Origin of the sequence: Erythrobacter sp. (assembly GCF_024305245.1) — a bacterium.
In the GTDB taxonomy this organism is placed as follows: Bacteria; Pseudomonadota; Alphaproteobacteria; order Sphingomonadales; family Sphingomonadaceae; genus Erythrobacter.
On sequence record NZ_JAMWYX010000002.1, the window covers coordinates 59,607 to 81,747 of the forward strand.

Consider the following 22,141-nt stretch of genomic DNA (forward strand, 5'->3'; position numbering starts at 1 on the left):
CCTGTTTCTTCCCGTCCAAGGGAAAACTGTTTGCCGCGCCCGGTTAGGCGGCGGTCGCCATCCGTGCAAGCTCGCATTGCGACCAGATTTCGCTGAGCGCCCTGATCAGCCGGTCGATGTCGCCATCGGTATGGACCGGCGACGGCGTGATCCGCAGCCGTTCGGTCCCCACGGGCACCGTCGGATAGTTGATCGGCTGCACATAGATGCCGTGATTGTCCATCAGCCAGTCGCTGATCATCTTGCACTTCTTGGCATCGCCAACCATCACCGGAATGATGTGGCTGGGATTGTCCAGGTGCGGGATTCCCATGATGTCGAGCGACCGGCGCACCTGCGCGACGCGCTTCTGCTGCAGTTCGCGTTCTGCGCTGCTCACCTTGAGGTGGCGGATGCTGGCCGCAGCGCCCGCTGCCACTGCCGGCGGCAGCGCGGTCGAAAAGATGAACCCGCTGGCAAAGCTGCGCACGAAATCGATCAGGTTGGCGGACGCGGCGATATAGCCGCCCATCACGCCGAATGCCTTGCCAAGCGTGCCTTCGATCACGGTGATGCGGTCCATCAACCCTTCGCGTTCGGCAATCCCGCCGCCGCGCGGGCCATACAGGCCGACCGCGTGGACTTCGTCGATATAACTCATTGCGCCATGCTTTTCGCACACGTCGAGGATGGCCGCGATGGGGGCGATATCACCGTCCATCGAATAGACGCTTTCGAAGGCGACCAGCTTGGGCACTTCGGGGCCGAATTGCGACAGCATCTCGTCGAGATGCGCGACGTCGTTGTGGCGCCAGATCTTGTAGGGCGCGCGCGAATAGCGGATGCCTTCGATCATCGAAGCGTGGTTCAACGCGTCGGAGAACACGACGCAGCCGGGAATCTTCGACGCCAACGTGCCGAGGCCCGCCCAGTTCGAGACATATCCGCTGGTGAACAGCAGCGCGCTTTCCTTGTCGTGCAAGTCGGCGAGTTCGCGTTCGAGCAGCACGTGGTGGTGGTTGGTGCCCGAAATATTGCGCGTGCCGCCTGCGCCCGCGCCGCATTCGTCGAGGCAATCATGCATGGCTTCGAGCACCGCCGGGTGCTGCCCCATGCCGAGGTAGTCGTTCGAGCACCACACGGTGACGGCCTGCGTTTCCTCATCAATGAAGCGCGTGGCGTGCGGGAAGCGACCGCGATGGCGCTTGATATCGGTGAACACCCGGTAACGGCCATCGGCGCGCACAGTTTCCAGCTCGCCGGCGAAGAAGGCTTCGAAATCCATCGGGTATCCCTCGTTAGTCATGGTCATGTCGTTACGTTCCGTTCCTGCGAGCCGGCAGCCTTCCGCTGCGGCCCCGCACGCTTGGGTATTGCCCAGCCCCACAGCATTCCGTCACGGAAGGGCAGGGCAAGGAAGAGATGTTCTAGCACGCCCAGCAGGCTAAGGGTGAACAGCAGGCTGCCCCCCACCATCTGTGCACTGCCGACCGGCGCGGCGAGCGCGAGCGTGGCGAACCACGCGCTCATCGCCACAAGACCTGCGACCGACAGCGCCAGCAGCACAGTCATGCGGTTGCGGCCGAAATAGGTCTTCAGATAGGCGAGATGTTCAGGCAGCATTTCCGATGTGCTGTTGGGCACGCCGACGAACAGGTTGATCTTGGAAATCAGCCGCATCCCGAACATCAGCACGAACACGGTCGCGCCGATCTGGTTGGGTACATTCCACGACAGCGAGATCAGCAGCAGCGCGGTGAGCGCCAGCGCAACCTCGTGATGCATCACCGTGCCGGCGGCCTGACGGAAGCGTGCAACGCCGGTGAGCGACGGATCGCTCGGCCCGCGGCGCGGCCCGGCGGCGGCACCGGTGAGGAAGCTGAGTTCATGCCAGCCCCACACCATCAGTGCGCCGACAAAGGCGAGATACACTGCCCACACCTCGGCCGAAAGCGACGCGACAAGGATCACCACCAGTCCGGCAATACCGGCCACACTGCCGATCACCAGACTGCGCGAGAAGGTGGCGCGTTCACGGTTATCCGCCCAGGCGATCAGCCCGGTGGCGATGAACCAGATCGCGACCGTTACGATGAACGGTACAATATGACCGCTCCAGCTTACCACGCGGGCTGCAGCCTGATCGCACCGGGCAGCGCGTTCGACTTGGTCGGGTGCAGATAGAGCCGGGCGAAGTTGAAAGCGGCGCCAGCCATTCCCGAAGCCCGCATTGCCAGCCCGGTGATCCCGCCGCGTTCCTTGCCTTCCTCGATCCGGCGCGAAGCGCGCAGCAGTGCGCTCATCGCGGCGCGAAAGCCGGGGCTGTCGATGTCGAGTTCGACCGGGAAGACCTGGCGGCTGATCTGGTTGGTGATCGCGAACACCTTGTAATCATACTCGGTCGGATCGACGCCCAGCGCCTTGTGGAACACGGGCCGCGCATGGTCGCGCACGAACATCGTGGCATAGACCGAAACGAGGAAGAACCGCACCCACAGCTTGTTCATGCCGGTCAGCAGCTTGGGATCGGCGCGCAGCAGCATGGCAAAGGCCTCGCCGTGGCGGAACTCGTCGTTGCACCAGTCTTCGAACCAGCGGAAGATCGGGTGGAAGCGGTTCTGCGGGTTGGCCTGCAGGTGCCGGAAGATGGTGATGTAGCGGGCGTAGCCGATCTTCTCCGACAGATAGACCGCGTAGAAGATGAATTTCGGCTTGAAGAAGGTGTATTTCTTGGTCCGCGTCAGGAAGCCCAGATCGATGCCGATGCCGGAATCCTTGAGCGTTTCGTTGATGAAACCGGCATGGCGGCTTTCATCGCGGGCGAGCAGCTTGAACAGCTGCTTCACATCCGGGTTCTTGGTGCGCTTGGCAATCTCGGCATAAAGCACGCAGCCGGAAAATTCCGAGGTCAGCGAGCTGACGAGGAAATCGACGAATTCGGCGCGCAGTTCCGGTTCAAGCCCTTCGATTACGCCGTGGAAGGTGTCGTCCTGCTTGAAGTGCTTCTTGTTGGGATCGCCGACCATGTCACTGATCAGCTGGTCCCACTCCGCACGCACGCCGGAAACGTCGATCGCGTCGAGCGCATCATAATCGGTGGTGTAGAAGCGCGGGCTCAGCATCGTGCTTTGCTGGGCGATCTCCATCGCATGCTCGCGGGTGAGCGTTGCGTCGATCTTGGTATGCGCGTTCATCGTACCCTCCCCGGGGTGAAACTGACTTCGTAAAGTTCCTTGAGGTCGAAATAGGCCGCCAACCGCGTCAGTCCCCGCTCGAGCGCGGTGGCCCGGGTGACTGTGGCAGCGCGCTGGACAACGACGCTCTCGCCGAATTTGATCTGGATCGGCGAGCCATGCACCCTGACCTTGTCACCCGGATTGATTGCCACATCCCCGTCAAGCTCGACATGGGCGTGGAAATGATCGGGGCTCTGCTCGACCGTAATCGTGCAGCCGACATCGAACGATCGCGCGCTCTGACCAAGGAACAATGCGACCATTTACCGGGCGTCCTTCTGTGGGAGCATATTGGCGAAAACCGCGCGATTATCCGGCCCGAAGGACGAAACCTCGACACTTTTGCCGGTGACCGGGTCGCGCAGCGTCAGCGCGCCGTTTTCCCATTCGGTCAGTTCGAACGGAACCGCCGGCCCTTCACCGCGGATGCGGCGCTGGTGGACGAGGCTGCGGACGCTGGCGCGGATGAAGCCGCCTTCGCCGGGAGAAAACCGGCTGAGCACTTCGGCGGTGGCGCCGTCTTCGGCGCGCACGGTGCCGTCCGGTTCGTCGAAGAAGCGCAGGGTGCGCGCCGCCACCGGCTGGATGCCGGCTTCTGCACGCGCCTGTGCGGGGATCGAGCTGCGTTCGAAAAAGCCGAGTTGCACCGACGCCGTCAGCGCCAGCGTGATCACTACGAGCCCGCCCATCAGCATCAACGGCACCTTCTGGACCGTAATCTCGTCCTTCTCGTATTCACGAACGATCATGCCGGCGCTCCTTCAAATCCCTTGTCGCTCAGGCGATTGCCGACCGGCGTGCGGGCTGCAACCGGCGCGGCGACCGGGGCGTGATGGCCTGCGGAGACAGGCGCTTCCTTGATCTCGCTCAAATTCAGGTCGATTGCACCATATTGCGCGCGTACATCGGCGATCATCTGTGCAAGCCGCGCCGCATCGGGCACCGCACGCAGCATAGGCTGCGGCTGCGTAAACTGCCAAGGGCGCACATGCGGCCACAGCAGGATATGACCGAGCAGCCGGTCGCCGCCGATTTCCAGCGCGATGTCGCCGTAGTCACCCCCGCGCGGACGCAGATGGGCGGCCTTGACCTGCTTGAGCGGAATATTGATCCGCGTCTCGATCGCCATGCCGATCCGCATGATCAGGCGCACATCGGTAAGGATATAAAGCGTGCTGCGCGCGCTCAGCCAGGCGAGGAAATAGAGCAGCGCGATCAGCACCGCGCCCAGTCCCGCAGCGACCATCGCCGCATCGTTCCTGCCGCTGACGACCGCAATCACGATCAGCGCGCCCATGTACAGCCCCAGCGTGCGGGTGTGGAATGCGGTACGGGCCAGCATGCCGAGACCCGGACGGCCTTTCCACAGCACGGTTTCATCCGGTGCGGGCGTGCCGAGCCGATCGCCGTGAGCGGTCGGGCCGTCGTTCTCCAGTTCGGCGTGATCGATCCCGCCGGGCAGCGGCATGTCCGTCGCTGCCCGGGTGTCGGTGGTTGTCAGAGCCATGGTTCAGCCCTTTCCGGTGTCGCATACATATAACCGCCGCCGAAGTAGGCCTGAATGCGGTCTTCTTCGTAGCGGGTGATGAGGCCGGGGGTTTCCAGCGCGGGAACATCCTCGAACTGTGCGGCGGTGATCGCATCGATCTCGACGAACTCGGGCTCGTCACTGGTGGTGGGCAGCAGCGCGGCCAGCAGGCTGTTGCCGTGAACCGAGGCTACCATCATCGGTGCGAGCACCTTCTTGCCGGTGGTGGTCTCGATTTCGAGATAGCGGATCATGTGTTCGGCCTGATCGACCCAGATATCGGTGACCGTGCCGACTGTCTTCTTGTCGGCCGACATCACCGGCCAGCCGATCAGCTTGGGATCATTATCGGCAATCACCAGATCATGGCTTTGCGCGATCGGCACGATGCGCGGGCGGCCATCGAAGGTCAGGTCGGGATACTTGGCGCGATTGGCCCATGCAGCCGGCCCCATGCCGTCCTTCATCGCATTGCCCGATGGCACATAGGGCGCGCCCGCAGCGCGGAAGCCCTGCACACCGGCAACGGTCAGATCATCCCGGGGGACATCCTCGGGGATGTAAGTGCCGCGACCATGCGGCAGCTGGAACGCCTTCTTGTCGCCATCGAACAGGCTGATGGGAAGGATTCTCCCGTTTTCCTCTTCTTCGAGCGGATAGCCCTCGCGGCGGCTTTCCCGGTTAAGGTAGAACACCAGCGCGATGAAGAAGACGAAGAACAGCAGAAAGGCGAGTTCGGCGACATCGAATGTGCCGACGATATAGGCGTGGTTCATTTCACGTTCCTCTCATGAATAGGGTCGGCTGAGGCGGCGCCGGGCAGAATAGAATACGGGCAGGCTTGGGTAATCATGTCGGAAACTCCCTCAGGCCGAAGGGCTGGCCGTGCGGGCCGACCTCGTCAACGGGCCGGTTGCGCCGCGAGCCGACCAGCGGCCCAATCGCGGCAAGGCCTGCCAGCAGCAGGGCGATTTCAAGCATGTAGACGGTGGCATAACCACTCGCGCGTGTAGCCATGGTGGCCGGGGCATCGCCGCTTTGCACCAGCGCAGCGACCAGATCGCGCAGCAGCCCGCCGATCGCGATGCCGATACCAGCACAGGTCGCCTGAACCGCCCCCCACGCACCCAGCGCAAGGCCAGCGGTTTCGCTTTTGGCGATGGTCATCGCCTCGATCAGCGTGCCGACCGAAAACAGCCCGAGCCCGAGCCCGATCCCGAGCGCGCCGCAATACAGCATTGCCGGAGACGCGAATGGTCCAGCGAACAGCACGAGCAGAAAGGCGTTGATCCCGATCACGATACCCGCGCCCGACAGGCGCAGCGGATCCCATCCGCGTGCAAGGCAGCGGCCCGAGACCGTGAAACCCACCAGCGAACCGAGCGCCCATGCGCCGGTCAGTCCGGTGGTCGCACCAACCGACAGGCCGAGGATTTCGCCGCCGTAGGGTTCGAGCAACGCATCCTGCATCGCAAAGCCCATCGCGCCGATACCGATTGCCGTCAGCAGCCGCGCATTGCGCCCGTCGCGCACGAATGCCTGCCACAGGTCCGAGAACACCGGGGTTTCGCGGTCGGGCGCGGTCACCTTGGTGTTGCGCGCCTCCTGCTTCCACAGGGCGATGACGTTGAGCACGATGGTCAATACCGCGCAGCCCTGGATCACCTGCACCAGCTTGGTCGCGCTGTAATCCATCAGCACGCCGCCGATCACGAAGGCAGCGAACATCATGCCCACCAGCAGCATTACATAAAGCAGTGCCACCGCACGCGGGCGCTTGCTTTCCGGCGCCAGATCGGTCGCCAGCGCAAGCCCGGCAGTCTGCGTGACGTGAAATCCGGTTCCGGTCAGCAGGAAGGCGGCGATGGCGGCGACAAGGCCGATTTCGAAGCGGTCGGGCGTGCCGAGCAGCAGCAGCGCGAAGGGCATGATCGCAAGCCCGCCGAACTGCATCAGCGTGCCGAACCAGATATAGGGCACGCGCCGCCAGCCGAGCACCGACCGGTGGGTGTCGGACTTGTGCCCGATCAGCGCGCGAAACGGCGCGACCAGTAACGGCACTGCAATCAGCAGCGCCACCAGCCAGGTCGGCGTGCCGAGTTCGACCACCATCACCCGGTTCAATGTGCCGTTCAGCAGCACAGTCGCCATGCCCACCGTTACCTGAAACAGGGACAGGCGCAGCAACTGGCCGAGCGGCAGGTCCGCACTCGCAGCATCCGCAAACGGCAAGAGGCGGAAAGCCACCTCCGTCCAATGCGGTGCCAGAGGGCGGTCCGAACGCTTCATCCGTGCCTCACCAGTTCCAGCGCCTGCGATTTGTAGAAACCGCTGGAGATGCGCTGGGTGCGTCCGATGCTCCAGCCCGGCAGATTGCCGAGGCGTTCGCGCAGATCGCTTTCGGCGGTCGGCACGATGGCGGGGGAGCGGTCGGATTTGGGGAAGATTTTGCCGACTTCATGCATCGCGCTCAGCAGCCGTGTGCGCGGGGCGAAGGTGAACAGGATCGAACGGTTGGTGCGCTGGGCCAGTTGGCCGAGTGCATCGACCAGATCTTCCGGCTGATAATGGATCAGCGAATCCATCGCCACAACGTGCTCGAAGGTGCCCAGATCGGGATCGAGCATATCACCCGCGCGCCAACGGATACGCCCGTGGCCGAGGAACGAGGGCGCGCGTTCGCGTGCGACCTCGACCAGCCCGCCGGCCACGTCGATCCCGGTCACGTCCGCGCCGCGGCAGGCGGCCGAAACCGCCAGTGCCCCCGTGCCGCAGCCAGCGTCCAGCACCTTGGTGCGGCGCAGGTCATCGGGCAGCCAGGAAAGCAGCGTCGCGCGCATGGCATCGCGTCCGGCCCGCACCGTGGCGCGGATGCCGCTGACCTTGGTGTCGGATGTGAGATCGATCCACGCCTGACGCGCGGTGCTGTCGAAATAGGTCGCCAGCGCCTCGCGCCGGTCGTCGTATCCGGAAGGAAGCCGCGTCGCCATTATTCGAACCCCAGAAAATCGAAGATGTCGCGGTCCTTCATCGGCTGCGCTTTCGAAGGATCGACCCCGGCCCACAGCATCGCTGCCAGCCGCAGATATTCGTCCTGCGCCGCGATCACTTCGGGATCGTCGCCCATCTCGAACAAGGTGCACTTCTTCAGGCGCGAGCGGCGGATCGCATCGACATCGCGGAAATGCGCGAGGCGCGGCATGCCGACCTTGTCGCAGAAACGGTCGATCTCGTCGGTGTCCTTGCTGCGATTGGCGACTACGCCTGCAAGGCGCACATCGTAATTCTTCGATTTGGCGGCGATTGCCGCAACGATCCGGTTCATCGCGAAGATGCTGTCGAAATCATTGGCCGCCACCACCAGCGCACGTTCGGCGTGTTGCAGCGGCGCGGCAAAGCCGCCGCACACCACATCGCCCAGCACGTCGAAGATGACGACGTCGGTTTCTTCCAGCAGGTGGTGCTGTTTCAGCAGCTTGACCGTCTGCCCGACCACATAGCCGCCGCAGCCGGTACCAGCGGGCGGTCCGCCGGCCTCGACGCACATGACGCCGTTATAACCTTCGAACATGTAGTCTTCGGGCCGCAGTTCCTCGGCGTGGAACTCGACCGTTTCCAGCACGTCGATGACGGTCGGCATCAGTTTCTTGGTCAGCGTGAAGGTGCTGTCATGCTTGGGATCGCAGCCGATCTGCAGCACCTTGTGACCCAGCTTCGAGAAGGCGGCCGAAAGGTTCGACGACGTGGTCGATTTGCCGATCCCGCCCTTGCCGTAAACGGCGAACACCTTGGCGCCCTTGATCTTGTCGGCCGGGTCGAGCTGGACCTGGACCGATCCTTCGCCGTCGGGCTTGCTGAAAGCGGATTGGGGGCTGTGCAGGTTCATAGTTTACGATCCCTCGTGTTCATTCGCCCGCGAACACGCCTTCAAGGCGGTCCTCGAGTTCATCATTGGCTTCGCGCAAGGCGGCGAGTGTGGCTTCGTCAGGCTCCCACAGATGGCGGTCGCAGGCTTCGAGGAGGCGATTGGCCACCCCGGCGGAGGCCTTGGGATTGAGCTCCGACAAGCGACGCCGCATCGTCTCGTCGAGCACAAATGTCTCGGAAATCTTCTGGTACACCCACGGTGCGACCTGTCCGGTGGTGGCCGACCAACCGAGCGTGCTGGTCACGTGGCCTTCGATCTGACGGACGCCTTCGTAACCATGTTCCAGCAGGCCTTCGAACCACTTGGGGTTGAGCGTGCGGGTGCGGGTTTCAAGGTCGATCTGTTCGGCCAGCGTGCGCACCTTGGTGGCGCCGCGGGTGGCATCGAGGATGTAGACCGGCGTTTCGGCGCCCTTCGCCCGCGCGACCGAACGGGTCACGCCGCCGAGGCCATCGACATACTGGTCGACATCATTGATGCCCAGTTCGACGCTTTCGAGGTTCTGGTAGGTGAAATCGACCGTGCCGAGTGCGGAGTGCAGGATCTCGCGCTGCTGCACCGGCTTGCCCGAGACGCCGTAGGCAAAGCCCTTGTTGATCTCGAACGCGTTGGCGAGTTCATCGGGATCGGCCCACACGCCGCCCGCGATCATCTGGTTGACGTTGGCCCCGTAGGCACCTTCGGCATTGGAGAACACCCGCAGTGCCGCGGTTTCCAGATCGCAATCATGCTGCACCATCTGCGCCAGCGTATGCTTGCGCACGAAATTGGCTTCCGGCGTCTCGTCGGCCTGGCTCGCCAGCAACGCGGCCTGCGCCAGCATCCGGGTCTGCATCGGCAGAAGATCGCGGAAGATGCCCGAAAGCGTCATCACCACATCGATCCGCGGACGGCCGAGCTGCTCCAGCGGGATCAGTTCGGCGCCGCACAGCCGGCCATAGGAATCGCGCCGGGGACGGGCACCCATCAGCGTCATCGCCTGGGCAATCTGCACGCCTTCGGACTTCATGTTGTCGGTGCCCCACAGCACCATCGCGATGCTTTCGGGGAAAGGCTGCCCGCCGTTCACATGACGCGCGATCAGCTGTTCGGCCTGTTCGCTGCCCAAGCGGCAGGCATAGGCCGAGGGCATCAGGAACGGATCGAACCCGTGGATATTGCGCCCGGTGGGCAGCACATCGGGGTTCACCACCACATCGCCGCCGGGGGCGGGCTGGGTGTAACCACCATCGAGTGCATGGATCAGAGCGCCGAGTTCATCGGAGGAATCGAGCTTCGCCGCCAGCATCGCACGGTCGGGCGTCGCCCCATCAAGGCTGCCCGCTTCGCACATCGCGTCGAGCATGTCCTCACGCGCCTGCCCCTGCGGATTGCTGCCGAGGATGTGCAGCCCGTGCGGGATCAGCGCCTCTTCCATTTCATAAAGCCGCGCAGGCAGTTCGCCGATATCGTCATAGGCGATGTCCAGCGCCTCGCTCTGGTCGGCGATCAGCTGCGCGAGATCCGCGCGTTCTTCGGCGTGATCGGCGTCGTCAATGGTTGTGCGCCAGCGTTCGACAGTCGCCTTCAGCTCGGTCAGGCCCTTGTAAAGCCCGGCATGCGCCAACGGCGGTGTGAGGTAGCTGATCAGAGTCGCGCCCGAGCGGCGCTTGGCCAGCATTCCTTCGGACGGGTTGTTGGCGGCGTAGAGATAGAAATTGGGGGTGTCGCCGATCAGGCGATCAGGCCAGCACTTGCCCGACATGCCTGCCTGCTTGCCCGGCATGAATTCCAGCGCGCCGTGCGTGCCGAAATGCAGGATCGCGTGCGCGGCGTAATCTTCGCGCAGCCAGCGATAGAATGCGCTGAAGGCGTGGGTAGGGGCAAAGCCGCCTTCGAACAGCAACCGCATCGGATCGCCTTCATAACCGAAGCCCGGCTGCACACCGACGAAGACGTTGCCGAAATGCGCGCCCTGGATAAGGATATGACCGCCATCGGCCAGCTGCTTGCCCGGTGCCGGGCCCCATGCCGCCTCGATTTCCGCAAGGTGGGTTTCGCGCCGCACGTGCTCGTCGGCGGGAATGCGGTGCGCGACATTGGCATCGGTGCCATAACGTTCGGTATTACCCTTCAGCAGGATAGCACGCATCGCATCGAGGCTTTCGGGCACTTCGACGTCGTAACCTTCGGCCGCGAGCCGTTGCAGCGTGGCGTAGAGCGATTCGTGCACCGCCATGAAGGCGGCGGTGGCAGTCGCGCCGGAATTGGGCGGGAAGTTAAACACCACGATGGCGAGCTTGCGCTGTGCACGCTCGGCCTTGCGCAGCTGCACCAGCCGGACAGTGCGCGCGGCCAGCGCCTCGGCACGTTCGGGGCAGGCCTGCATCGGCTTGGCCTTTTCCGAGGCCGGGCGCGGACATTGCCGGTCGCAACCGGTGCAGCACGGGCCGGTATTGCCAGCGCGTCCGCCGAACACGTGCGGCACAGTCGATCCGTCGAGTTCGGGCAGGGCGACCATCATGGTGGATTCGAGCGGCAGCAGGCCCTGGGCGCGATGCGCCCATTCCTCAATGGTCTGGAATTCGATCGCGTGAGCGGCGAGATAGGGCAGATCGAGCTTGCCCAGAATTTCGCGCGCTGCGGCCGCATCGCTATAGGCGGGGCCGCCAACCAGCGAGAAGCCGGTGAGGTTGACCACCGCATCCACTGTCGGGCGGCCATCGGGGCCGATGAAGAACTGTTCGATCGCCGGACGCGCATCCAGTCCGCTGGCGAATACCGGCACGACCTTGAGGCCAGCGGCTTCGAATGCGGCAATCGCGCCATCATAATGCGCGCTGTCGCGGCCCAGCAGGTAGGATCGCAGCAGGATCAGGCCGACAGTGCCTTCGCGGCCTTCTTCGCGCGGGAGCAGGCGCAGGCTTTCGGAAATGCGCTGCTGGGTGCGCGGGTGATAGACCCCGGTTTCGGGGTAATCGACCGGGGCTTCGGCCTTGGTGATGCCGCGGCGATACATCCGCTCGCCTGCAGCATAACGATCGATCAGCGCGCGCACCATCGCGACCACGTTCTCGTCCGAACCGGCGAGCCAGTATTGCAGGGTGAGGAAATAGGCGCGCACATCCTGCGCGGTGCCGGGGATGAACTTCAGGATTTTGGGCAGGCGGCGCAGCATCTTCATCTGCCCCGCGCCAGAATTGGGCTTGCCGTTCTTGCCCGCGTTGCCGCGCAGCTTCTTGAGCAATGCCAGCGGGCCTTTGGCCGGCGCGTCCATGCGGTAGCCGCCCATTTTGGTCAGCTTGACCACCTCGCCCGCCGACATCAGGCACACCATCGCGTCGCATTCCTCGCGCCGCGCTTCGAGCGTGGGCAGGATGGCGCGAATGTGATCGTCGAGGAACAGCATCGTTGCGATCACGATGTCGGCTTCGGCAATCGCGGCTTTGACGGTTTCCAGATCGCCCGTTTCGCTGCCCCATTCCGATGCGGCGTGCAGGCTGAGTTCGATCCCTTCGGGCGCGAGCATCGCATCCGCCCGGTCGACTGCACCCTTCAGGTGGTTGTCGAGCGTGACGATCACCACCCGGACGGGCGCGCGCGGGTCGACGGATGCGGCGGAGGGGACGCTACCGTGCATAATGCGCCTTTGCGTCATAGAGGGTTTCAAGGTCGATTTCGGCGCGGCCATCGGCAGCGGCGAAAGCTTCGGTGTTGCGGCGTGCCTTGCCGCGCACGAAGAACGGGATTTTCTTGAGTTCGCGCTCGGCCTCGGCCGTCCAACCGGTTGCGCCGAAATCGGGGGCCTCCGTCACCGCGATGTCGGCAACGGGCGCTTCAACTTCCGTGTGCACCGAAGACTTGCGCGGGGAATGCGCCGCGTGATGCGACGCGCCCGCTTCGTCGGAGAATTCGAAATCCTCGCGGAACATGGTGAGCAGGTGCTCTTCCAGCCCCATCACCAGCGGGTGCACCCAGGTGTCGAAGATCACGTTGGCGCCTTCGAAGCCCATCTGCGGGCTGTGGCGCGCGGGGAAATCCTGCACGTGCACCGGCGCGCTGATCACCGCGCAGGGGATGCCGAGCCGTTTGGCGATATGGCGTTCCATCTGCGTGCCCAGCACCAGTTCGGGCGCTGCGGCGGCGATGGCGTCTTCGACTGCGAGATGATCGTCGGTGATCAACGGTTCGACCCCGCAGCGCGCGGCTTCCGCGCGGACTTCGCGGGCGAATTCGCGGCTGTAGCAGCCGAGGCCGCAGACTTCGAAGCCCAGTTCCTCACGCGCGATGCGGGCGGCGGCGACGGCGTGGGTCGCGTCGCCGAAGATGAACACGCGCTTGGATGTCAGGTAGGTCGAATCGACCGACCGGCTCCACCAGGGCATGCGGGAAGAGGTGTCGCCGAGGGCAGGCGTGGGATCTGCACCTGCCAACTCGGCGACGTCGGCGATGAAGGAGCGGGTTGCTCCCACGCCGATAGGGATGGTCCGCACTGCGGGCTGATCGAAAGTCTTTTCGAGCCAGCGGGCGGCCTCATCTGCGATTTCGGGGTAGAGGACGATATTGAAATCGGCCGAGCCGATCCGGGTAATGTCCTCTGGCGTAGCACCCAGCGGAGCGACGAGATTGACCTCGACACCCAGTAGGGCGAGAATCTTGCGGATCTCGACCAGATCATCGCGGTGGCGGAAGCCAAGCGCGGTGGGGCCGAGGATATTGGCGCGGGCTGCGCGCCCTTCACGAGGTTCGCGGACCAACGACTTGTCTGCCAGATTGCGGACGATCTGGTAGAACGTTTCGGCCGCGCCCCAGTTTTCTTTCCGCTGATAGCTCGGCAGTTCGAGCGGTATGACCGGGCAGGGCAGGCCCATCGCCTCGGACAGCCCTGCCGGATCATCTTGTATAAGCTCTGCAGTGCAGGACGCGCCGACGATGATCGCCTGCGGCTTGAACCGCGCCACGGCTTCGCGTGCGGCATCCTGAAAGATTTGCGCTGTATCCTTGCCCAGATCGCGCGCTTCGAAGGTGGTGTAGGTGACCGGCGGACGCTTGCCGCGGCGTTCGATCATCGTGAACAGCAGGTCGGCATAAGTGTCGCCCTGCGGCGCGTGCAGCACGTAATGGAGCTTTTCCATCGCGGTCGCCACGCGCATCGCGCCGACATGCGGGGGGCCTTCATATGTCCAGACTGCCAGTTGCATCGCCTAGATCTCCAGCATGTCGCGGCGCCGCAGCGGCCGGGCAAAGAGTTCGGCGAGATCGGCGGCCTGGTCGAAACCGTGAATCGGCGAGAAGACGAGCTCGATCGCCCACTTGGTGGTCAGGCCTTCGCCTTCGAGCGGGTTGGCAAGGCCAAGCCCGCAAACCGTGATATCGGGCCGGTCGGCGCGCACGCGGTCAAGCTGGCGGTCAAGGTGCTGGCCTTCGGACAGGCGCACATTCGGGCCGAAGCGGTCAAGCTCCCGCGCCAGATGCGCACGGTGCAGATAAGGCGTGCCGACTTCGACCAGCTCCATGCCGAGTTCGTCCTGCAGGAAGCGTGCAAGCGGCACTTCGAGCTGCGAATCGGGCAGGAAGGTGATGCGCTTGCCGGTCAGCTGCGGGCGCAGATTGGCGAGTGCGCGGGCGGCGCGGGCGCGGCCCGGCGCAATGACCTGCTCGGTCAGCGCAGGATCGATGCCGAAGGCTTCGCCCGCGGCACGCAGCCAGTCGGAGGTGCCATCGACACCGAACGGGAACAAAGCCTCGATCCGCTGAGCGCCGCGCCCTTCCAATGCCATCGCAGTCTCGCCGAGGAACGGCTGGGCCAGCAGGTAACGCGTGTTCGCGCCGACGCTCGGAAGATCGCGGGCGTTGCGGGCGGGCAGACAGCCGACCTTGTCAATGCCCATCTCGGCAAACAGGCGCAGGAACTGGTCTTCGACGATGTCCGGCAGGCTGCCGACAATCAGCAGCTCCCTGGGCGCATCGGCGGGAAGGGCAGGCATCACCGGCACCAGCGAGGACAAGCAGGCGTCCTCGCCTTGCGTGAAGGTGGTTTCGATCCCGCTGCCAGAATAGTTCAGGATGCGCACGCGCGGCATGTGCACCGCGCCGAGGCGCTGGGCTGCCTTGGCCAGATCGAGCTTGATCACTTCGGACGGACACGAGCCGACAAGGAAAAGCGTGCGGATGTCAGGGCGGCGTTCCAGCAGGCGGTTCACCACCCGGTCAAGCTCGTCCTGCGCATCGACCATGCCGGCCAGATCGCGTTCTTCCATGATCGCGGTGGCGAAGCGGGGCTCGGCAAAGATCATCACGCCCGCCGCCGATTGCAGCAGGTGCGCGCAGGTGCGCGAACCGACCACGAGGAAGAAGGCGTCCTGCATCTTACGATGCAGCCAGATTATGCCGGTGAGGCCGCAGAAGACTTCGCGCTGACCGCGTTCACGCAGGATCGGGCGGGCGGGCGCAGCGACGGGAGCCGGGTCGCGGGCGATTTCGGCCGCGCAGCCATCGAGGATGCCTGCTGCGCTCATGCCGGCACCGCCTGCGGCGCATTGGCGCCTTCCAACCGGGCCATGCGCAGCTTCCACAGAAACTGACCGGCGTTGATGATATAGGCGCTGTAGGCGGCCAGTGCGACCAGCATGCGCTGTTCCAGCGTACCGTAGCTACCGAACAGCATCACCAGATAAAGCGTGTGCAGCGCCAGCACGAGCATCGAGAATACATCCTCCCAGAAGAAGGAGGGGGCGAACAGCCACTTGCCGAAAACGACCTTCTCCCAGATCGAGCCGGTGATCATGATGGTGTAGAGCACCAGCGTCTTGACCACGATCGAGACATCGGCGGCAAATGCGCCTTCGCCGCTCATCAGCGTGCGCAGCACCAGACCGAGACTGACCAGAAACACCAGAAACTGAACGGGAGCTAGCACCCCCTGGACGATCGTCCAGACCGACTCGTCGCGCCGGACCCGCTCTTCAGCGGTGTAGAGCGCCCGGCTCTTCTCCTTGTCACGGCCAGCGCCCATCGGTGGGAGCTGGTGGTCGACCGGGGATGTTTGATCCGTCCGAGTCATTTCTAGCGTTAGCCTCTCTTGTGTGACTCGGAGATTAAGCCCGTTCGAGCTTGAGTGTCAACTAGATTGGACGTTTAGTTTTGTTGACGATTTCGCGCAGGGCGGTAACGTGGGTTTGCGCCTGTCCCCGAAAAAGCGTAGATTGGAGTCGCTGGCTTTTCGGGATCAGGGCCATGAGCGCGCTTGTTTATGCGGGCTCGTTACCTCCGGCGGAAGGTGTTCCGCATGACCTGGGAGGGTCTGGCAATGGGTGATTCGAAGCCTTCCGCCATATTCGGCGCCGGTTCGGCGGTTCTGCGCGGCGTCATTGCCGTGCCGCTCGAACTGGTGCGAAAGCGGGGATCGGCCTCTCCCCGGGAATCGCATGACAGTGTCAATGCGATGATCGAAAGCGAGATCATTCCGCGCCTGCTGATGGCGCATGATTCCGGCGCTTCCCGCCCGAACGCAAAGCACGGGCGGCCGATTGCGCCCGAAGCTGCGTCGCGGTTTGCGATGCTTCCGCTGCGGCTCGAAGCGGCCAGCCTGCTCGAGGAAGTCGATGCTTTCATTGCCGAAGGTGCCAGCGTGGAGATCATCTGCCTCGACCTACTCGCTCCGGCCGCGCGCAAGCTGGGCGTGATGTGGGAAAACGACGAGTGCGACTTCATCGACGTGACGATGGGTCTGTGGCGGTTGCAGGAAGTGATGCGCGAAATCGCCGCACGCTCGCCCGCCGATCTGCCCTCGCTCAATGTTCCGCGCAGCGCATTGTTTTCGCCAATGCCGGGAGATCACCATAATTTCGGCACGCTGATGATCGAGGAAGTCTTCTCGCGCGCCGGCTGGCAGAGCGAGGCTCTGGTCAAACCGGAGCGCCGCGAATTGCTCGATCGGATCGCCCAGCGGCCCTTCGATGTGGTAGGATTGACCCTCGCGCGCGACTGTCCTAGCGCCGCGCTCGCAAACCTCGTCAAGGCGATGCGCAGCGCATCGGCCAACCCCGGCATCACCGTGCTGGTGGGCGGACGAATGATCAACGAGAACCCTGATATGGTTGCAGAAGTCGGAGCTGATGGCACGGGCACGGATGCGCTTGCCGCGCTCGAGACGGCCGAGCATCTGGTGAAGGTAGCCCCGCTCTGCAGCCAGAACCTGCGATAGGCCCCGCGCACCCATGCTCACCCGAAAACATAGCATTGAAGGCAAGCATCCCTTTGGGAGAGCAGCTGAACTTTTCCACTCGCTGGATGCCGATGCGGCAATGAAACTGGCGATGATGGCGGGCGATGTCACGCTGGTGCTCGACGATACCGGGACGATTCTCGATGCGGCGTTCGATCCGCGCGAATTCCCGGGCTTTGCAGGCTGGGTCGGCACCAACTGGATTGAAACGGTGACAGACGAAAGTCGCCCGAAAATCATGGAGATGCTGGCCGCAGCCCGCAAGGGCGAGGTGCAGCACTGGCGCCAGGTCAACCACCCTTCGCGCGAAGGTGAAGTGCCGATTCGCTATGCAGTTCTCAGCGTCGATGGCGGCGCGCACCGGATCGCGTTCGGGCGGGATCTGCGCGATGCGGGCAAGCTTCAGCAGCGCCTGTTGCAGGTGCAGCAATCGCTTGAGCGGGACTATCTCAGGATGCGCCAGCTCGAAGCGCGCTACCGCATGCTGTTCGAACGGTCGACCGAAGCGGTGCTGATCATTGAGGCCGCGACGCTGCGCATCCGAGAGGCCAATCCGGCTGCGCATACGATGGCAGGTGCCCGCGCCGGAAGCCTGACGGGCAAGAAGCTTCCCACCATGATCGAAAAGGTTTCGCACGATGCGTTGCAGGCGTTGGTCGGGGCCGCGATGGTGTCCGACACGGTCAGTCCGGCGCAGATCCGCCTCGCGCACGGCGCGCATGACGTGATGGTTTCGGTCACCGGATTCACGCAGGATCGCGGCCAGTTCCTGCTGGTGCGACTGGCCCCCGCCGGTGAGCGGATGGCACCCGTCAACTCCCCGGTGCTGGAACTGGTCGACCTGATGCCGGACGCCTTCGTGGTGGCCGACAGCAATCTGGAAATCGTCACCGCCAATGCCGCATTTGTCGAGCTTTTACAGGCCGCCAGCGTCGATCAATTGCGCGGGCGGCACCTGTCCGAATCGATCGGACGGCCGGGGATCGATCTCGACCTGATCGAGGGCCAGATCGACCAGCATGGCGCGGCGCGCAATGTCAGCACCGTGCTGCGGGTAGGTCATGATCTCGAAGGCGAACCGATTGAATTGTCAGCGGTAAGGACCGGCGGCGATGATCCCTATTATGCTTTCGTGATCCGCCCGATCGGGCGCCGGTTGCGCGATCTGCCGCCGAATTCGCAGGAAATGCCACGCTCGGTCGAGCAGCTTACCGAGCTGGTCGGACGCATGAGCCTGAAGGATATCGTGCGCGAAAGCACCGATCTGATCGAGCGTCTGTGTATCGAGGCGGCGCTGTCCTATACCTCGGATAATCGCGCTTCGGCGGCGGAAATCCTCGGCCTTTCGCGCCAGAGCCTCTATTCCAAACTGCACCGCTACGGCCTCGGCAATCTGGCAGGCGACAACGACTGATTGCGCTGCAAGGCGCGGCAGGTAGGACAATGCGGCGCCCAGAGCAGGGTGCACACCGGCCCGCAAAACGGCACCAAAACCGCACCCAAATCGCAGAAAATTGCACCGGAATTGCGCTGAATCACCTTCAGATCGACTGGATGAGGCCTGTTCAGGCCCCCTGCGCATAGCCTTGCGGAGGCCCCCGAATGCCTACTGTCAAGCTGGCTTTGTGTCCCGGATTGGACACTGACAGCGACTCTGGACGGCTGAATCGAAAAAATTCCGGTGTCAGGCGGATAGACAGTGTCAAAACAATTTGACGCCCTAGCTTGTCAGGCATAGCCTCGCATTATGGAACATTCGGCACCTGCGACTCACTCCGTGTCCGTTCCGGCGGCACCACCAGCAAGGCTCCGGCCGAAGCCGCGTGACGTGCTTCGCCTGCTCAAACCGATCACCTGGTTCCCGCCGATGTGGGCCTTTATGTGCGGTGCGGTCTCGTCCGGCGCGGGTCTCGATGGGCGCTGGTGGTTCGTGGCCGGGGGCGTGATGCTCGCCGGGCCGCTAGTATGCGGCACCAGTCAGGCGGTCAACGACTGGTTCGATCGCCATGTCGATGCCATCAACGAACCTGACCGGCCGATCCCGTCGGGCCGCATTCCGGGGCGCTGGGGGCTGTATATTGCCATTATCGCCACGCTGATTTCCGCCGCAGTGGGCTGGCTGCTCGGCCCGATCGTGTTCATTGCCGCGCTGGTCGGCCTCGCCTTTGCCTGGGCCTATTCCGCGCCGCCGTTCCGGTTCAAGGCCAATGGCTGGCTCGGCCCGTTGGTGTGCGGGCTGACCTATGAAGGCCTGAGCTGGTTCACCGGCGCTGCCGTGATGCTCGGCGCGATGCCCTCGGTCGAGGTGGTCGTCATACTCTTCATGTATTCGCTCGGCGCGCACGGCATCATGGTGCTCAACGATTTCAAGGCGGTCGAAGGCGACCGGCAGACCGGCCTTACATCATTGCCGGTGGTGATGGGCGTGGAGGTCGCAGCGCGCACTGCCTGCATCACCATGGCGGTGGCGCAGATCGTGGTGATCGCCTTGCTGGCGCTGTGGGGCTTCACCCTGTCGGCGCTGATCGTCACCGGAGTGCTGGCGGCGCAGATCGCCGCCATGCCGCGCCTGATCCGCGATCCGGCGAAATATGCCCCGTGGTATAATGGCGTGGGCGTGACGCTGTACGTGCTGGGAATGCTCGCCGCGGCACTAGGCCTCGGGGGCTACATCTGATGCGGGCCTCGCTCGCCTCTTCCTCCACAGAGGTGAGCAATGCCGGGTTCGGTTGGTTGGCAATCATCCGCATCGGGCTTGTGCAGGCATCGGTCGGCGCGCTGGTGATGCTGGCGACGACGGTTCTCAATCGCGTGATGGTGGTCGAACTGGGGCTGCTGGCGGCAATTCCCGCCGGGCTGGTAGGATGGCATTACGCAGTGCAACTGGGGCGCCCACTATGGGGCCATGCGTCGGACAAGGGCAACAATCGCACCCGCTGGATCATCGGCGGGGTGGCAGTGCTGGCGGCGGGAGGCTTGCTGGCGACGCAGGCGACAATACTGCTCGCGACCTCCTTCATACCCGGATTTGCGCTGGCGGTGCTGGCTTACACGCTGATCGGCGCAGGCGTGGGTGCAGGTGGAACCTCGGCGCTGGCGCTGCTGGCATCAGGCGTCGCGCCGCAGCGGCGGGCAGCGGCGGCGGCGGTGACGTGGATCATGATGGTCGCAGGCATTGTCGCGTCGGCGATTACTGTGGGCGCGCTGATCGAGCCGTTCTCGTTCGAACGGCTGCTGGTTGTCGCAAGCGGGCTGGCACTGGCGATGGTGACGCTGACAGTGCTGGCTACCTTCCGGCTGGAGCGGCAGGCGGGCCGGTTCGGCAACGCGGCCAAGGCTGGCGCCGCCCCCGATTTTCGCGCGGCGCTTTCCGAAATCTGGCACGAGCCTGCGGCGCGGCGCTTCACCATCTTCATCTTCGTATCGATGATCGCCTTTTCGATGCAGGATCTCATCCTCGAACCCTTCGCCGGTCTGGTGTTCGGCCTTGCGCCGGGCGAATCGACGCAATTGGGCGGGCAGCATCAGGGCGGCATTCTGCTGGGCATGATTGTTACCGGGATTGGCGGCAGCGCCTTCAGTGGCAAGCGGCCTGACGGGCTGCGGATCTGGGTGGTCAGCGGCTGTCTGCTGTCGGCCGCGGCGCTGGGTGCGCTGGGGCTGGCGGCCGTGGCCGGGCCGGGCTGGCCGCTCGGCATCAACGTGTTCGTGCTGGGGCTGGGCAATGGCGTGTTCGCCGTCGCCGCGATCGGGGCTATGATGGGACTGGCAGGCGCGGGCGAGAACACCCGCGAAGGCGTACGCATGGGCGTATGGGGCGCCAGCCAGGCGATCGCGTTCGGACTTGGCGGGCTGACGGGCGCGGTCGGGGTCGACATCGCGCGGAGCGCGCTGGGCGACGATGGCACTGCATTTCAGCTGATTTTCAGCATCGAGGCTGCGGCATTTCTGGCCGCAGCCATCCTCGCCATCAGGGCGACAGGCGGGGCAGCAATGCGCGCCGGCATTGCAAACACGCAGAGGGAGCAGTTCGCATGAACCAGACTATCTATGACGCGGTAATCATCGGCGGTGGGCCTTCGGGTGCGACGGCAGCGACCGATCTTGCGCTGGCGGGCCATTCGGTGCTGCTGATCGAGCGCGGCGGGCGGATCAAGCCCTGCGGCGGCGCGATCCCGCCGCGGTTGCTCGCCGACTTCGACATTCCGCAAAGCCTGCTGGTCGCCAAGGCGCGTTCGGCGCGGATGATCGCGCCTTCGGGCCGGGCGGTCGACATGCCGGTGGGCGAGATCGGCTATGTCGGTATGGTCGACCGCGACGAATTCGACGAAGCCCTGCGTGAACGCGCGCGCCATTCCGGCGCGGAACGCCTCACCGCCACCTTCGAGAAGGTGGAGCGCGATGACGAGGCGCATCCGATTGTCACCTTCCGGCGGACCCGCGGCGGCCCGATCGAGGGCGTGCGCGCCCGCGTGGTGATAGGCGCGGACGGCGCGCGGTCAGCCGTGGCCAAGCAATGCCTGCCCGGGGCCGAGCGCGTGCCTTGCGTGTTCGCCTATCACGAGATCATCAAATCGCCCGAAAAGAACACCGAGAACTTCGACGCTTCGCGCTGCGACGTGTTTTATCAGGGCCGCCTTTCGCCCGATTTCTACGCCTGGGTGTTCCCGCATGGCGACACCGCGAGCATCGGGGTGGGCAGCGCCAACAAGGGCTTTTCGCTCAGGGGCGCAATCGCCACCATGCGCGACGATCTCGGGCTCGACCGGTGTGAGACGGTGCGCCGCGAAGGCGCGCCGATCCCGCTGAAGCCGCTGAAGCGCTGGGACAATGGCGCCGACGTGATCGTCGCCGGCGATGCGGCGGGCGTGGTTGCCCCGGCTTCGGGCGAGGGCATCTATTACGCCATGGTCGGCGGCCGGCTGGTCGGCGAGGCGGCCAGCGCCTTCCTCAAGACCGGCGAGGCCAAGCAGCTCAGGACCGCGCGCAAGAAGTTCATGAAGGAACACGGCACGGTGTTCTGGGTGCTCGGGATGATGCAGTATTTCTGGTATTCGTCCGACAAGCGCCGCGAGCGGTTCGTGACCATGTGCGATGACAAGGACGTGCAGGAATTGACCTGGCAGGCCTATATGCACAAGAAGCTGGTGCGCGCCAAACCGATGGCCCACGTCAAGATTTTCCTGAAAGACACCGCGCATCTGCTGGGTCTGAGGGCCGCGACACATTAGGCGCAGTCGCCATCTCGGCCATTGCAGCTTGTA

The 22,141-nt window shown here is 64.2% G+C and carries 19 protein-coding genes; 5 read left to right on the plus strand and 14 right to left on the minus strand.

Going from position 1 to position 22,141, the window contains the following annotated elements:
* Positions 1–43: 43 nt before the first annotated feature.
* The 14 genes from hemA to bchF form a co-directional block, all read right to left on the minus strand.
* Positions 44–1,264, minus strand: coding sequence for a 5-aminolevulinate synthase (gene hemA, locus Q0L48_RS03310; protein WP_296717901.1), 1,221 nt, complete (start codon positions 1,262–1,264; stop codon positions 44–46).
* 23 nt (positions 1,265–1,287) lie between these two features.
* Complete coding sequence (gene puhE, locus Q0L48_RS03315; protein ID WP_296717247.1) at positions 1,288–2,106, minus strand: putative photosynthetic complex assembly protein PuhE; 819 nt, start codon at positions 2,104–2,106, stop codon at positions 1,288–1,290.
* Entirely contained in the window at positions 2,100–3,173 is a 1,074-nt protein-coding gene (gene acsF, locus Q0L48_RS03320) for a magnesium-protoporphyrin IX monomethyl ester (oxidative) cyclase (protein WP_296717250.1), read from the minus strand. The genes puhE and acsF overlap by 7 nt, the downstream gene beginning before the upstream one ends.
* Positions 3,170–3,478, minus strand: a complete 309-nt coding sequence (locus Q0L48_RS03325) for a hypothetical protein (protein ID WP_296717254.1) — start codon at positions 3,476–3,478, stop codon at positions 3,170–3,172. The genes acsF and Q0L48_RS03325 overlap by 4 nt, the downstream gene beginning before the upstream one ends.
* Entirely contained in the window at positions 3,479–3,964 is a 486-nt protein-coding gene (gene puhC / locus Q0L48_RS03330; RefSeq protein ID WP_296717255.1) for a photosynthetic complex assembly protein PuhC, read from the minus strand. It abuts the gene before it with no gap.
* On the minus strand, positions 3,961–4,722 hold the full coding sequence (puhB, locus tag Q0L48_RS03335) for a photosynthetic complex putative assembly protein PuhB (protein ID WP_296717257.1): 762 nt from the start codon (positions 4,720–4,722) through the stop codon (positions 3,961–3,963). Before puhB ends, puhC begins: the two co-directional genes overlap by 4 nt.
* The gene (puhA, locus tag Q0L48_RS03340; RefSeq protein ID WP_296717260.1) at positions 4,713–5,519 is read right to left on the minus strand and encodes a photosynthetic reaction center subunit H; all 807 of its coding nucleotides are present in this window, start codon (positions 5,517–5,519) and stop codon (positions 4,713–4,715) included. Before puhA ends, puhB begins: the two co-directional genes overlap by 10 nt.
* Before the next feature lie 73 nt (positions 5,520–5,592).
* The gene (locus tag Q0L48_RS03345; RefSeq protein WP_296717262.1) at positions 5,593–7,032 is read right to left on the minus strand and encodes a BCD family MFS transporter; all 1,440 of its coding nucleotides are present in this window, start codon (positions 7,030–7,032) and stop codon (positions 5,593–5,595) included.
* Entirely contained in the window at positions 7,029–7,733 is a 705-nt protein-coding gene (gene bchM / locus Q0L48_RS03350; RefSeq protein WP_296717264.1) for a magnesium protoporphyrin IX methyltransferase, read from the minus strand. The genes Q0L48_RS03345 and bchM overlap by 4 nt, the downstream gene beginning before the upstream one ends.
* Positions 7,733–8,629 (minus strand): ferredoxin:protochlorophyllide reductase (ATP-dependent) iron-sulfur ATP-binding protein, encoded by an 897-nt coding sequence (gene bchL / locus Q0L48_RS03355; RefSeq protein WP_296717266.1) that lies wholly within the window; start codon positions 8,627–8,629, stop codon positions 7,733–7,735. The genes bchM and bchL overlap by 1 nt, the downstream gene beginning before the upstream one ends.
* Positions 8,630–8,648: 19 nt before the next feature.
* Positions 8,649–12,290, minus strand: coding sequence for a magnesium chelatase subunit H (locus Q0L48_RS03360; protein ID WP_296717269.1), 3,642 nt, complete (start codon positions 12,288–12,290; stop codon positions 8,649–8,651).
* On the minus strand, positions 12,280–13,851 hold the full coding sequence (gene bchB / locus Q0L48_RS03365; protein WP_296717271.1) for a ferredoxin:protochlorophyllide reductase (ATP-dependent) subunit B: 1,572 nt from the start codon (positions 13,849–13,851) through the stop codon (positions 12,280–12,282). The genes Q0L48_RS03360 and bchB overlap by 11 nt, the downstream gene beginning before the upstream one ends.
* 3 nt (positions 13,852–13,854) lie before the next feature.
* Positions 13,855–15,168 (minus strand): ferredoxin:protochlorophyllide reductase (ATP-dependent) subunit N, encoded by a 1,314-nt coding sequence (locus tag Q0L48_RS03370; RefSeq protein ID WP_296717272.1) that lies wholly within the window; start codon positions 15,166–15,168, stop codon positions 13,855–13,857.
* Positions 15,165–15,665 (minus strand): 2-vinyl bacteriochlorophyllide hydratase, encoded by a 501-nt coding sequence (gene bchF, locus Q0L48_RS03375; RefSeq protein ID WP_296717274.1) that lies wholly within the window; start codon positions 15,663–15,665, stop codon positions 15,165–15,167. The genes Q0L48_RS03370 and bchF overlap by 4 nt, the downstream gene beginning before the upstream one ends.
* A gap of 294 nt (positions 15,666–15,959) precedes the next feature.
* Between bchF and Q0L48_RS03380 the strand changes: the two genes are divergently transcribed.
* From Q0L48_RS03380 to Q0L48_RS03400, 5 genes are all read left to right on the plus strand, one after another.
* The gene (locus tag Q0L48_RS03380) at positions 15,960–16,856 is read left to right on the plus strand and encodes a B12-binding domain-containing protein (protein ID WP_296717275.1); all 897 of its coding nucleotides are present in this window, start codon (positions 15,960–15,962) and stop codon (positions 16,854–16,856) included.
* Between the two features lie 100 nt (positions 16,857–16,956).
* Entirely contained in the window at positions 16,957–18,291 is a 1,335-nt protein-coding gene (ppsR, locus tag Q0L48_RS03385; RefSeq protein ID WP_296717278.1) for a transcriptional regulator PpsR, read from the plus strand.
* Between the two features lie 333 nt (positions 18,292–18,624).
* A complete protein-coding gene (chlG, locus tag Q0L48_RS03390) occupies positions 18,625–19,554 on the plus strand; it encodes a chlorophyll synthase ChlG (protein WP_296717279.1) in 930 nt (309 codons plus the stop codon).
* Entirely contained in the window at positions 19,554–20,915 is a 1,362-nt protein-coding gene (locus Q0L48_RS03395) for a BCD family MFS transporter (protein WP_296717281.1), read from the plus strand. The genes chlG and Q0L48_RS03395 overlap by 1 nt, the downstream gene beginning before the upstream one ends.
* Entirely contained in the window at positions 20,912–22,108 is a 1,197-nt protein-coding gene (locus Q0L48_RS03400; protein WP_296717284.1) for a geranylgeranyl diphosphate reductase, read from the plus strand. The genes Q0L48_RS03395 and Q0L48_RS03400 overlap by 4 nt, the downstream gene beginning before the upstream one ends.
* Positions 22,109–22,141 lie beyond the last annotated feature (33 nt).